Here is a 13,388-nt window from a genome sequence, read left to right on the forward strand (position 1 = left end):
TGAACCTGTCTGAATATGCAATATAGTCCATAAAAATAAAAGAGGCCGCACTTTAACAGTGCAGCCTCTCTTTTTATAAAAAGCTAAGGTATAGCTTCGTATTATTTGCGGCTCATCACGCGCTCGGCGGCGGCCACAATGTTTTCGGTGCTCAGGCCATACTTCTCCATCAGCTGGTCTGGTGTGCCAGACTCGCCGAAAGAGTCGTTCACAGCTACCATTTCCAGTGGGGCAGGCAGCTGGCGGCCCAGCAGTTGCGCCACAGAGTCACCCAATCCACCGTTCATCTGGTGCTCCTCGGCGGTTACCACGCACTTGGTCTTGCCAACCGACTTCAGGATAGCCTCGTCGTCAAGCGGCTTGATGGTGTGGATGTTGATGATCTCGGCGTTGATACCTTTCTCAGCCAGCTTATGACCCGCCTCAATGGCTTTCCATACCAGGTGACCAGTGGCGATGATGGTAACATCCGTACCCTCGTTCAGCATCACCGCTTTGCCGATTTCGAACTTCTGGTCGGCAGGGGTGAAGTTAGGAACAGCAGGACGACCGAAGCGCAGGTATACCGGACCTTCGTGCTCGGCAATTGCGATGGTGGCTGCCTTGGTCTGGTTGAAGTCGCATGGGTTGATCACGGTCATGTGCGGCAGCATTTTCATCATACCCACATCTTCCAGGATCTGGTGCGTGGCACCGTCTTCGCCCAGTGTCAAACCGGCGTGCGAAGCACATATTTTCACGTTCTTGCCTGAGTAGGCGATGGACTGACGAATCTGGTCGTACACGCGGCCAGTCGAGAAGTTAGCGAATGTTCCGGTGAACGGGATTTTTCCACCAATGGTCATACCTGCTGCCAGACCCATCATGTTGGCCTCAGCTATACCTACCTGGTAGAAGCGCTCTGGGAACTCCTTTTTGAACGCGTCCATTTTAAGCGAACCGATCAGGTCAGCACAAAGGGCTACTACGTTCTCGTTAGTGCGACCCAACTCCAGCAAGCCAGCGCCAAAACCAGAACGGGTGTCTTTTTTTTCTGAATATGTATATTCTTTCATCTCTGTGTTTTCCTTAGTAATCTGAAGCTTGCTCTACTGCCAGTTGCTGAAGTGCTATTTCCAGCTGCTCGTCGTTTGGTGCTACACCATGCCATTTGTGCGAACCCATCATAAAGTCCACGCCAAAGCCCATTTCTGTGTTCATCAGAATCATGACAGGCTTACCGTTTCCAGTGGCTCTTTTGGCATCTTCCAAAGCAGGCAGCAAAGTCTCAAAGTTGTTACCGTCAGCCTCCAATACATGCCAGCCGAATGCTTCGAACTTAGCACGCAGGTCGCCCAGCGCCAGTACCTCTTCCGTACCACCATCGATCTGCTGGTAGTTGCGGTCCACGGTCGCAATCAGGTTGTCCACTTTGTTGTGGGCGGCATACATGGCTGCTTCCCATACCTGACCTTCGCCCAGTTCGCCGTCACCCATCAGCACATACACCAGGTTGTTATCCTTGTTGAGCTTTTTGGTTTGTGCGGCGCCAACTGCCACCGACAGACCCTGACCCAGTGAGCCAGACGCTACACGAATACCCGGAAGGCCTTCTTCAGTGGCTGGGTGACCTTGCAAACGAGAGTTGATCTTGCGGAAGGTAGCCAGTTCGGACACCTCAAAGAAGCCAGCGCGAGCCAACACACTGTACCATACTGGTGAGATGTGGCCGTTGGAAAGGAAAAATAGATCTTCGCCTTCACCGTCCATGTTAAATGGAGATGGCTTGTAGTTCATCACGCGGAAATAGAGCGACACGAAATAGTCCGTGCAGCCAAGCGAGCCGCCTGGGTGGCCCGAGTTTACCGCATGCACCATGCGCACGATATCACGACGTACCTGCGAGGCAATTTGCTTCAGCTCGTCGATGCTTTTGTTGTGTGGGTTCACGATATATGAATTGTTAAATTGTTGATTGTTAATTTTTTAAATTGTTGATAGTTAAATTTTTGATTCAAAATAACCACCAAAGTGTTTCTCCACAGCGATTGGGTCGGGCTATACCTGACTTGCTGTAGCCATGGTCCTGTTTCTCTTTTGATAGAGCAAATATACAACGAAAAAAGCGCAGCCGCCTTTTCGGACGACTGCGCTTTGCGTTACTTTTTCAAAATCTGGGCGGCGTGGTCGGCCGTTTTCACTTTTGTGATGATGTCGGTGATGGTGCCCTCCTCGTCGATGACGAAGGTATAGCGCATCGTGCCCATGTACTTGCGGCCATACATCGATTTCTCTTGCCACACACCGTACTGCTCTACTATCTTTTTATCGGTGTCGGCCAGCAGTGTAAAAGGCAGTTCGTATTTGCTGATAAAATTCTGGTGCGACTTCTCACTGTCGATGCTCACGCCAATCACCTCGTAGCCTTGGGCCCGCAGGGCACTGTAGTTGTCGCGCAGGTTACAGCTTTGGGCGGTGCAGCCAGGGGTATTGTCTTTCGGGTAGAAATAGAGCACCACTTTTTTGCCGCGGTAGTCGCTCAGCTTTACGGTATTGCCGCTTTGGTCTTGCGCCTCAAACTCAGGCGCCTTGTCTCCGATTTTCAGTTCCATGGGTTTCTGTATTTTGCTGATGACGCAGGTATACGCTATACCTTGCACCTTCAGCCTTTTTCAGTATCATCCAGTAGGTAATGTCCTTTACAGGTTGTCTTTCGCAAGTAAAACCATTGCGTAGAGTAACCTGGTTTTAGATGGTGGTCGTAAACTCAGCTTCGTTTCCGGCGTTGTCTTTTACCTTCAAAACCACTTTACCTGACAAAGGTATGCTTTTATCTAATTTTTCGGAGTATATGGTGGCAGTTTTATGCTCGTATTTCATTAGCAACCACTTGCCGTTTACCTCGCAGCGGAAAGAGTTGATGCCTGACAGGTCATCGCCAATCCTGAACCTGATCTGTGTCGGACTTTTGCTAAGCAGCTTGATCGTTGGGGCCTTTACGTCCTCGAGCACCTTGAACTTACCCATTGCCCTAGCTGAGAAGGTAATGCTGTTGCCGTCCCAGGCGCCGCCCAGCATACCGCGTCCTTTGCCCAGGCCCAGATAATAAACAGCGGCTTTGCTCTTGTCTACTACCGGCGTACTAGGTGTAATGGTCACTTTGATAGGCTTATGCAATGGCGTAAAATAATCGCCGATGGTATAGACATCGCCTTCTTTTTTGGCTTGCAGGTATAGCGTGTCGTACAGGCTCTCCTTTGCGAAGCGGATGGTCATGTCGCGGTTGCTGAAGCTGTGCTCCTGCCCCGCAGGTATAGTAGCCTGCAGGTCGAGTGGGGTGGAAGTGCCGCAGTACTCCAGCGACTCAGGCAAACCGCCGCGCAGGTCATATAAACTCACCGAGGCAGCGCCTTTGGTATAGCTTGGTACCAGCGTTAGTCGCTGGTTATTGACCACCATCTCCACGTTGCGTGGGGTGGCGGAGGTATCGGAGGCATTCACTTTTAAGATGTTGCCGACGATCTCGTAGCTTAGCTGTGGCTTGGTTACCTTGCCGTTTGTCGCCTGTGTGAAGCTCGGTTTCTGTCCCTTTACTACAAAGGTCAGGGTAGAGGCATTGTTGTAAGTGTCTTTCGCTACCAGTCGCACATGATAGATCGAGTCAGCCTGCACATTTAACCTGCCCCTGTTTTGAGGCGCGGTATAGAGTGGCAGGTCATTGCCGTAGTCCACATAGGCTTTCTGGAAGGTGCGCCCTGTGCGACGGTACACACCATAGTTCACGTGCTGCGATACCTGCTTCGAGAGCTCAAAGGGTACGCGGTCAATGTGGTGGTTGTATACCTGCTTGTCGTTTACATACACGGTCACGTCCTGGGTGCCATTGCGGTTCTGGGTATCGTCGTAGCGGTCGATGGTCTGCAACTCAAAACCGATCAGGCCGTGGGCGAACACCGTGTCCGGCAAGGTATGGACGCCATTGGTTTTCTTCGGAGTATACTCGCGACGGGCAAACTCCTGGTTGATGCGGGCATAGATGTTCAGGGGCTGTATACCCAGGCCCAGCAAGTCAGGTGGTGTGGTGTCGATGATCTCTTTGAAGCCCCAGCGCAGCGGGTTGTACAGGCGGTCTTCGGAGTCGCGAATCTCAAAGTGCAGGTGCGGACCACCGGAGCCCCCTGTGTTACCGGACAAAGCGATGATCTGCCCTTTCTTCACCGGAAACAGGTTCTTCTCGGGAAACAGCTCTATTTCAAAGGTTTCTTTCTCGTACTGTTTCTGCAGGATATAGTCTGCCAGGGGATCATAAAAGGCCAGCAAATGCGAGTAGGTGGTGGTGAGGCCGTTGGGGTGCGTGACATAAATGATGTTGCCATATCCGTAGGTAGACATCTTTACACGCGAAATATATCCGTCTGCGGCAGCGTATACCGACAGGCCTTCCCGTTGGTCGGTCTTGATGTCAAGTCCGCCATGGAAGTGAGTGGAGCGTATCTCACCCATGGAGCCCGACAAGTAGTTGCGCACTCCCGGCTTAATGGGAAACATAAAGTAGCCTTGTTCCGGTGCTGGTTGAGCAGCTGCTGCAAGGGTGGTAAAAACGTAAGCGAAAAGGAGCGCCAGGCGCTTATTTAATTTCAAAATCAAGTAGTTTATTATCTTCAACATAGCCTTCCAATCTGTCGCCGATCTGCACCGGACCCACTCCCTCAGGCGTACCTGTAAAGATAATATCGCCTTTCTTCAGGGTGATGAAGCGGGAGATATAGGCGATGATGTCGTCAAAGGTGTTCAACATCATCTTCGAGTTGCCCTGCTGCTTCGTCTCACCGTTTACATCGAGGCGGAACTTAATATCCTGCAGGTCCTCAAACTGCTCAAGCGGCACAAACTCCGACACCGGGGCAGAACCGTTAAAGCCTTTTGCCAGCGTCCAGGGCAGACCCTTAGCTTTGGCCTTGGCCTGCAGGTCGCGGGCCGTGAAGTCTATGCCTAAGCCGATGGCGTCGTAATACTTGTGGGCAAACTTTTTGTCGATGTTCTTGCCTTCGCGGCTGATGCGCAGAATCAGTTCTACCTCGTGGTGGATATCCTGGCTGTACTCCGGATAGTAAAAAGGATCGTTATTGCGCAGAATGGCCGTGTCAGGCTTGAAGAAGATCACCGGCTCGTCTGGTACTTCGTTTTTGAGTTCGGCAATATGGTCGGCATAATTGCGGCCGATGGCTATAATTTTCATAAAAGATTAAGGGCGTTTTCTTTATCGATTCTCAAAAATAGGCTATCTGTAGTTTTAGTACAGCATAATTCCGCAAAAAGAATCAGTTTCAGGACAATTTTTTCTGTGAGCCCACGGCCGAATTTATTGCAGGCCTTTTTTATACTTTAACAAGAGAAGGTCCGCTTTATTGTGTTCATGGCGCTTACAACATTTTATAATATAGCGTTCGTATACCTAATCTAGACCGGACAAGGTGGCAGGCTGCGGTTTTGTGACAGGTTGCACTTTGTTTTATCGGTTAAAGTATAGTAATTTTATCATATTAAATGATCCACACTATCTTGATTCCTAAAAATTGGTTCAAAATTTGAAAAGCCTTTTTAAGAGTCATTAAATTTTAAAACTATGTACAAGAAGTTAATTGCCTTTTCGATAGCGGCAGTGATGATGGTCGCCTGTACGACGGTGCCAATCACAGGCCGCAGACAGCTGAGTCTCGTGTCAGACGCGCAGATGATGCAAATGAGTTACGACGCCTACGACCAGTTCCTGAAAGAGAACAAGCTCTCACGCGACGCACAGGCCACAGCCATGGTGAAGCGTACCGGTCAGCGCATTCAGCGTGCCGTGGAGCAGTATATGGCTGCAAACGGTATGTCAGACCAGTTGCAGGGCTTCGCTTGGGAGCACAACCTGATCGAGGATGAACAAGTGAACGCCTGGGCCATGGCCGGTGGTAAGACGGTGACTTACACAGGTATACTACCGATTGCTCAGAACGAAACTGGTTTGGCCGTGGTGATGGGACACGAGATCGCCCACGCCATAGCCAAGCACAGCAACGAGCGCATGAGCCAGCAATTGGCCCAGCAGTTTGGCGGCCAGACGCTTTCTGCCCTGGCTGGTACGCAGCCAGGTGTAGCACAGCAATTGATCATGACAGCCTATGGCGCCGGATCAACACTGGGTCTGCTTAAGTATGGCCGTAACCAGGAGAGCGAAGCCGACCGTTTGGGATTGATCTTTATGGCGATGGCCGGCTACGATCCACAGGCAGCTATACCTTTCTGGGAGCGTATGGAAGCGAAATCAGGTGGTCAGGCACCACCGGAGTTCCTGAGCACGCACCCGAGTGCCGGTACGCGTCGCGCTAACCTGCAGAGCTATATGCCGGAAGCGCTGAAGTACTACAAGAAATAATCACTAACCCGATAAACCTACATGACTGCATCACCCTTAGCCAATGGCCGGCACCTGCTGCTGACCTGCCTGCGCTGGTCGCTGGCCTTGTCCCTGATCCTACTTGTAGCCGCTGGCTGTACCCGCCGCGAAGCTTTCCCCGAAGAAAGTGAGGAGGAGCCGCTTGACGAGGAGGCCGGACCAAAGTATGACGGGCAATTGTTGGCGCAGGTGGTGTTTGACGAGATTGACTTTGTGGTGCCGCAGCAGGAGTTGATACAGCCTTTTATAAAGGAGTTTGGAAACGGAACGGTGGTGAATAAAGTGACGATCCATAAGGTGCAGGACAACAAAAAGCTGCCTGCTACCTACTATCTGGTAGGTTTGGGGATACACAACGGCTCTTTCCGCTCTATGGCACTGGAGTTGGATGTGTCTTCAGACAATAGCCTATACCTGAGCAGCAAGTCGATGAAGCACATTTGCGAAGCCACAGCCGGTTGCGACTTCTGTTACTTTACCTTCGAGGACAACCGGATCACCGGCTGTCAGTGCTCGATCCGTGCCGCTGGCTACGACTGCCGCCACAAGGTGCAGGAAGGCAATAATCTACTGCAAGGTGTCAGGCTGAAGAACTCAGGACAGAATTAGTCTGGGAGACAGCTACCCTAAAAAGAGCGGGCTGCCAGATTTCTGGCAGCCCGCTCTTTTTTATAATTGATAGGATCTAAGTCATCTGAAATCCTGAAAATCTTTTAAGCCTGTAAATCCTTGGGGTAGGGGCCTATATAAAGATTTAAGACACACTGCTCTGCATATTCCGTAGTCGGATGCGGGTGAGGATCTTTTTGGTGTACAGCGGGAAGTCGCCTTTCATCATCCAGTCGTAGTAGCTTGGCTCTTTGCTGAGCACTTCCTCTACGGGCACATTGCGATGCTTGCCAAAGTTAAATACTTCCTGCCCGGCGTTGTTGTATACAATGCGGCCGGCCAGGTCGGCTGACTTCTCAAAGGTGAACTTGTGCAGTTGCGCCATGTCATTCTGAATAGGCGTTTCCTCTATACCTTCGGCTACTTCCACCACTGTGTTCTCGTAACGCTCCAGCTGTGCTTTCAGAATGTGGTAAGTCGCCACGGTGTCAGCCTCAGCACTGTGTGCATTCTCCAGCGTTTTGTCGCAGTAGTACTTATAGGCGGCTGATAGCGTGCGTTTCTCCATCATATGGAAAATGCGGCATGCGTCCACTACGTGGCGGTTGTCAATGTCGAAGTCTATACCTGCCCGCAGAAACTCCTCAGCCAGCAAAGGAATGTCGAAGCGCACCAGGTTGTAGCCACCCAGGTCACAGCCCTCCAGGAACTGGTACAGGTTGCGCGCTACCTGCTGGAAAGTAGGGCAGTCCTTTACGTCCTCGTCGTAAATTTTGTGGATCAAGCTCGACTCCAGCGGAATCGGCACGGTCGGGTTGATGCGACGTGTCTTGAGTATCTCTTCGCCGTCAGGTTTTACTTTCAATACACTGATCTCGACGATGCGGTCTTTGCAAATGTCGGTGCCGGTGGTCTCGAGGTCAAAAAATACGATAGGGCGCTTCAGGTTCAGTTTCATAATGGGATGGTTTACAGAACCGCTTTTTTGAGCGCCTCCAGGTCAAGGTTTTGATAAGTGCCGGAGCTCATAAGCAGCAGATTGGCATTTTGCCAGTCCATTCCTTTCAGGTGCTCCAGTAATGCGTTAGAATCGGTGTATACCTGCAGCCGCGGATTACCGAAAGCATTGCGCAGATCCTCTTCCGATAGCATTTCCATGCGCTTATGCTCCACCGTTTTGGGGCTGAAGAACACAATCGGCACATCGGCTTTGTCGAGGGCGCCGGCGTACTGCGGCAGGAAGTTTTTATTCAGGCTGCTGAAGGTATGCAGCTCCACGCAGGCCACCAGCTTGCGCTGCGGGTACTGCGTTTTCACGGCCTCAGTTGTTGCTTTTACTTTGGAAGGAGCATGCGCAAAATCACGGAAAATCACCGAGTTGTTATTCTCGCCGAGTTTCTCCAGGCGCTTGGCAGCTCCCTTGAAAGTCTTAAGTGCCTCGTAGAAATCATGCGCTTTGATGCCGATCTTTTTGCAGACCTCTTTGGCCGCACTGATGTTGCGCAGGTTGTGCTCCCCGAACAGCGGAATCTCCACATCGCCCTCTTTCTTGGTGTGCAGAATGGTTTTGCCGTTGCGGATGCTATGCGGATGCACGGTATAGCCGATGTAGGCAATGTCGGCTGGGTTGCGCGGCACGGCCACCAGCTGCACCTGCTCGTCGTCCTGGTTGTAGATAAGAGTACCGGCCTTCGGCGTCATTTCAGCGAAAATGCGGAATTGGTCGCGGTATACCTCCGGCGTCGGGAAAACGTTGATATGGTCCCAGCTAATGCCGCTGATCACCCCGATGTGGTGGTGGTAGAGGTGGAACTTCGGCACACGCTTGATCGGATCGGAGAGGTATTCGTCACCTTCGATGATGATGATCGGAGCCTCCTCTGTGAGCTTCACCATGCGGTCGAAGCCTTGCAACTGGGCACCCACAGCGTAATCGAACAGGCGGCCGCAATGCTGCAGCACGTGCATGATGATGGAGGTGATGGACGTCTTGCCGTGGCTGCCGCCGATCACGATACGCTGCTTGTTTTTGCTCAGCTCGTAAATGAAGTTGGGGAAGGAGTAGACAGGTATACCCAGTTCCTGCGCCCGAAGCAGCTCCGGGTTGTCAGCGCGGGCGTGCATCCCCAGAATCACGGCATCAGGTTTACTATCCAGTTTTTCCGGGAACCAACCCTCCTCGGCCGGCAGTATACCTGCAGCAGCCAGGCGGCTTTTAGCCGGCTCGTAGATCTCGTCGTCCGAACCCGTCACTTTTATACCTTGGTCATGCAGCGCCAGCGCCAGGTTGTGCATGATGCTACCGCCCGTGGCGATCAGGTGAATATGTTTAAAATCCGTTCTCTCCATAATCCATGCTATCCATTTAGCGAACCGACAAAATTATAATTCCTAAGTTAAATGTAAATAGCTATACGCTAATATGTGGATATCTTCCGTAATTTGTGGATTACTTGGACGGCTTACTTTTTAAATTTGTGCTTATGGAGGAGATGAAAATGAACGTGCGGCCAACTGGCAACCGAGGCAACTGGGCTAAAAAGGCACCTGCCGTGGCAGAGTTGGGTAAAAAACCGCCGCAGGCACTAGATTTGGAGGAGGCCGTGCTAGGCGCTCTGATGTTGGAGAAGGATGCGCTGACCACGGTGATCGACATTCTGCGCCCCAGTTCTTTTTACAAAGAGGCGCACCAACGCATATTTAAAGCCATTCTGGCCCTGTTCGATAAGTCAGAGCCAATCGATATTCTAACCGTAACGCATGAGCTGCGCGAAAACGGTGAACTGGAGCTGGCAGGTGGTGCTTATTATGTGACGCAGCTGACCACCCGCGTAAACTCGGCGGCGAACATCGAGTACCACGCCCGTATCATCACGGAAAACTCGATCAAGCGTGATTTGATCTCTATTTCCTCTGAAGTACTTTCGAGTGCTTTTGAAGACACCACCGACGTATTCGAACTCCTCGACAAGACAGAGGCGAAACTCTACGAGGTATCCGAGTCGAACATCCGCAAGAACTTTGACGATATGCGCTCTTTGATGCACCAGGCCATCAAGGAACTGGAGGAGAAGCGCAAGCAGACTGATGGTCTGACCGGTGTGCCAAGCGGCATGACCGCCCTGGACCGCGTAACGTCAGGCTGGCAAAAATCGGATTTGATTATTCTCGCAGCACGTCCTGCGATGGGTAAGACGGCATTCGTGCTTTCCTGCCTGCGCAACGCAGCAGTTGACTTCAAAAAAGGTGTGGCGATCTTCTCACTCGAGATGTCCTCGCTGCAGCTGGTGAATCGTCTGATCTCTTCAGAAGCTGAACTCGATTCAGAGAAGATCAAAAAAGGCAGTCTGGAAGATTACGAATGGGCACAGCTCAACCATAAGATTTCGAAACTGACCGAAGCGCCGATCTTTATTGACGATACGCCGGGTCTATCCATCCGTGAGCTTCGCACCAAGTGCCGCCGACTCAAGGCGCAGTACGATATCCAGATGGTAATCATTGACTACCTGCAGCTGATGAGTGGCAACGCCGAAGGCAAAGGTGGGGGTAACCGTGAACAGGAGATCGCTTCCATTTCGCGGGCCATGAAGATGCTGGCCAAGGAATTGAACGTGCCGGTGATTGCGCTCTCGCAGCTAAGCCGTGCCGTGGAAACCCGTGGTGGCGACAAGCGTCCGCAGCTATCTGACTTGCGTGAATCCGGCTCCATTGAGCAGGACGCCGACATGGTGCTCTTCCTGTACCGTCCGGAATACTACGGCATCACCGAAGACGAAATGGGCAACCCAACCGCCGGGGTAGGCGAGGTAATCATTGCCAAGCACCGTAACGGTTCACTGGAGAACGTACAGCTTAAGTTCATTGGCAAGTATACAAAGTTTACCAACCTCGACTCTGACTTCGGGGGCGATGGTGGTTTCAATGCGCTACCAAACAGTAGCTTTGATACCGAGACGCCGGGCGCCATCCGACTGGGTAGCCGCATGAATGACGGTAGCAACGGTGGAGGAGGATTCCCGGCCTCAGGCTTTGATGAGGAGCCACCGTTTTAAGGTACATACATAAGACATTTTTGATATAAGGCCAAAGCGTAAGTGTATCAGTATTTTCACCCTGATCACACTTTTAATGTATTCTTTGAGCCGAAAAGATCCTAAGCCAAAGGAAGAAAAGCCGCTGAACCTGAGAGTCAGCGGCTTTTCCATTTTACATCCACACTACTTTCTCTTCCAGCGGCACGATGCGCTTGCCTACTGTGGCAGGTGTGTCCGAATAGCCCAGGTATAGTATGCCCAGCACTACGTCTTCTTCGCGCAACTGCAACAGCTCTTTCATAGGCGGACGGTACGCCATACCACCCGAGCCCCAGTAGCTGGCTATACCCAGGGCCGTAGCGCCCAGTAACAGGTTTTGGATGGCGCAGGAAGTAGCGGCAATTTCTTCAAGGGCAGGAATTTTGGGCAGATTGCCGCGCTGCATGTAGGCTACTATTACATGGGAGACCTTGTCACCCATATACAGCAGTTTGTCATATTTCTCCTGCAGGTATTTCTCCTGTTCGGTGTGCTTCCTATACAGTTCGGCATGGGCCTGGCAGAAGTCCTGTACCTTATCGCCGGCGTATACCTTAAAGCGCCAGGGTTCTGTATGGCCGTGAGTAGGTGCCCAATCCGCCAGCTCCAGCAGTTTTTCCACTTGCTCGTCCGGTATACGCTGTCCGTTCATTTTGCCGGGCTTAGTCGTTCTGCGGTTCCGGATAATGTTACTTATTTCTGAGAATGATGTATGCATATCGGTAAATTGATCTTGTTTGGTATTGCAAAAGTACGGACAACGAAATTAAATGTCGGGATCAGGGTTTACAGGATTTCGTGTAGTGTTAACACACTTTGGCGCTATCACCAGTGGTACTAAAACTAAACTTGCAGAATACGTGTACATAACCGCCAGTTGTACTGCTCTCAACCTAGCAAAAAATCTACTTTAAAATGCTTATTCCTATAACTGGAGCGGTAAAGTATGTGTACAAGATTTACTATCTTTAAGATTATCTTTATTTGTTAGTAGGCTCTTATGGATTTTAATAGACTGTTTAATAGTATACCCGAACCTATTGTGGTGCTTTCACCCGAGTACAAAGTTGTTGCGGCAACAGATGCCTTTCTCGAGAGCAGCCTGCGTACAAGGGATCAGCTAATAGGCTTACATTTCCTGCTGGAAGCATTCCCTGAGAGGGAAAACTCTTACCAGGACAATGCTATAAAAAAAGGCCTGGATCAGGTGCTGCAAACAAAAAAGGCTGTTCGGTTGGGCGCAATGCGTTATGATATTCAAAAGCCTGAGTCCCAAGGAGGTGGATATGAAGTGCGCTTTTGGGAAGTAAACCAGACGCCGATCCTCGACAGTGAAGGCAATGTGGAATACATTATGCAGAAGCCTTTTGATGTGACGGAACGCGAAGTATCACAGGTAGCTTTGCAGAAGAGTGAAGAGAAGTTCAAGGTGATGGCAGAAGCCCTGCCTCAACTGATTTATACCATAGAACCCGGGGGGAAGACCTCTTATTTTAACAAGCGCTGGGAAGAATACACCGGTATAAATCTGGAAACACTATTACAGATCAAATGGGACCAGATGATTCATCCTGATGACCTGGAAAATACGCTGGCCAAATGGGAGACGGCTGCTAAGGAAGGAGCTGAGATGCAGATGGAGTTGCGTATGCGAGACAAAAACGGGACTTATCGCTGGCACCTGTCCCGCTCCATACCTATGAAAGATGCCGACGGCAACATTACCATGTGGATTGGCAGCTCGACCGACATACACGATACGCGAAAACTGGTACAGGAACTGCTGGATTCAAACGAACAGATGGCGCTGCTATCAGACCAGGTGCAGCACGCCTACGAAAAAGCCGAATCAGAGCGCAAAACACTGGAAAGGCTCATCATGGAAGCCCCAGCTATGTTTGTCATTTTGAGAGGGCCGGAGCATCGGTTTGAGCTGATGAATGACAAATACCAGCAACTGTACCCGGGCCGCAACCTAATCGGGATGCCACTAGGAGAGGCACTGCCTGATATCAAGGCACAGGGCTTCACAAAGTTACTCGACAGGGTATACGAGACGGGTGAAACCTACATTGCAGAGGGCGTGCCCATTATTTTGCCAAAGGACGGCACTGATGAGATGGAGGAAAGGTTCTTCAACTTCTCCTACCAGCCCATGTACGAAGCGGGCAAAATTACAGGCATCCTGGCCTTTGGCTACGACATCACCAATGAGATTCTGTTTAAAAGGAAGTTAGAAGACCTCTCGTCACTTTAGTCAGAAGTCCGTTTAAAAATAGTAA

Annotated in this window: 12 protein-coding genes; 4 read left to right on the top strand and 8 right to left on the bottom strand. The window is 50.9% G+C overall.

Annotated features, from left to right (window positions below; genetic code table 11):
- Nucleotides 1–101: 101 nt before the first annotated feature.
- The 5 genes from BW972_RS12510 to BW972_RS12530 form a co-directional block, all read right to left on the bottom strand.
- Entirely contained in the window at nucleotides 102–1,055 is a 954-nt protein-coding gene (locus BW972_RS12510) for a transketolase family protein (RefSeq protein ID WP_007658192.1), read from the bottom strand.
- Between the two features lie 13 nt (nucleotides 1,056–1,068).
- Nucleotides 1,069–1,929: a transketolase gene (locus BW972_RS12515; protein ID WP_007658190.1), complete on the bottom strand. Its 861-nt coding sequence runs from the start codon at nucleotides 1,927–1,929 to the stop codon at nucleotides 1,069–1,071.
- 209 nt (nucleotides 1,930–2,138) lie between these two features.
- Nucleotides 2,139–2,591 carry a thioredoxin-dependent thiol peroxidase gene (bcp, locus tag BW972_RS12520; RefSeq protein WP_007658188.1) on the bottom strand — a complete coding sequence of 151 codons (453 nt, stop codon included), beginning with the start codon at nucleotides 2,589–2,591 and terminating at the stop codon, nucleotides 2,139–2,141.
- Nucleotides 2,592–2,727: 136 nt separating this feature from the next.
- A complete protein-coding gene (locus tag BW972_RS20180) occupies nucleotides 2,728–4,620 on the bottom strand; it encodes a M23 family metallopeptidase (protein ID WP_076422379.1) in 1,893 nt (630 codons plus the stop codon).
- Complete coding sequence (locus tag BW972_RS12530; protein WP_007658184.1) at nucleotides 4,607–5,218, bottom strand: fumarylacetoacetate hydrolase family protein; 612 nt, start codon at nucleotides 5,216–5,218, stop codon at nucleotides 4,607–4,609. Before BW972_RS12530 ends, BW972_RS20180 begins: the two co-directional genes overlap by 14 nt.
- Before the next feature lie 387 nt (nucleotides 5,219–5,605).
- On the opposite strand from BW972_RS12530, the gene BW972_RS12535 reads away from it, so the two are divergent.
- Entirely contained in the window at nucleotides 5,606–6,400 is a 795-nt protein-coding gene (locus BW972_RS12535) for a M48 family metallopeptidase (RefSeq protein ID WP_076422380.1), read from the top strand.
- Between the two features lie 21 nt (nucleotides 6,401–6,421).
- On the top strand, nucleotides 6,422–7,030 hold the full coding sequence (locus BW972_RS12540; RefSeq protein ID WP_007658181.1) for a hypothetical protein: 609 nt from the start codon (nucleotides 6,422–6,424) through the stop codon (nucleotides 7,028–7,030).
- Nucleotides 7,031–7,175: 145 nt separating this feature from the next.
- Here the strand turns inward: BW972_RS12540 and BW972_RS12545 are convergent, their stop codons facing one another.
- Together BW972_RS12545 and BW972_RS12550 are read right to left on the bottom strand one after the other, a co-directional pair.
- Nucleotides 7,176–7,988, bottom strand: a complete 813-nt coding sequence (locus BW972_RS12545) for a 3'-5' exonuclease (RefSeq protein WP_007658179.1) — start codon at nucleotides 7,986–7,988, stop codon at nucleotides 7,176–7,178.
- An 11-nt stretch (nucleotides 7,989–7,999) separates the two neighbouring features.
- Entirely contained in the window at nucleotides 8,000–9,379 is a 1,380-nt protein-coding gene (locus BW972_RS12550; RefSeq protein WP_076422381.1) for a UDP-N-acetylmuramate--L-alanine ligase, read from the bottom strand.
- A gap of 134 nt (nucleotides 9,380–9,513) precedes the next feature.
- Here BW972_RS12550 and dnaB point away from each other — a divergent pair, with 134 nt between their 5' ends.
- Complete coding sequence (dnaB, locus tag BW972_RS12555; protein ID WP_076422470.1) at nucleotides 9,514–11,085, top strand: replicative DNA helicase; 1,572 nt, start codon at nucleotides 9,514–9,516, stop codon at nucleotides 11,083–11,085.
- 154 nt (nucleotides 11,086–11,239) lie between these two features.
- Here the strand turns inward: dnaB and BW972_RS12560 are convergent, their stop codons facing one another.
- Nucleotides 11,240–11,824, bottom strand: coding sequence for a nitroreductase family protein (locus BW972_RS12560; RefSeq protein WP_076422382.1), 585 nt, complete (start codon nucleotides 11,822–11,824; stop codon nucleotides 11,240–11,242).
- Nucleotides 11,825–12,106: 282 nt separating this feature from the next.
- On the opposite strand from BW972_RS12560, the gene BW972_RS12565 reads away from it, so the two are divergent.
- Nucleotides 12,107–13,363 (top strand): PAS domain-containing protein, encoded by a 1,257-nt coding sequence (locus tag BW972_RS12565; RefSeq protein ID WP_040574307.1) that lies wholly within the window; start codon nucleotides 12,107–12,109, stop codon nucleotides 13,361–13,363.
- Nucleotides 13,364–13,388: the final 25 nt, after the last annotated feature.

Source organism: Pontibacter lucknowensis (assembly GCF_900156415.1).
Taxonomy (GTDB): Bacteria; Bacteroidota; Bacteroidia; order Cytophagales; family Hymenobacteraceae; genus Pontibacter; species Pontibacter lucknowensis.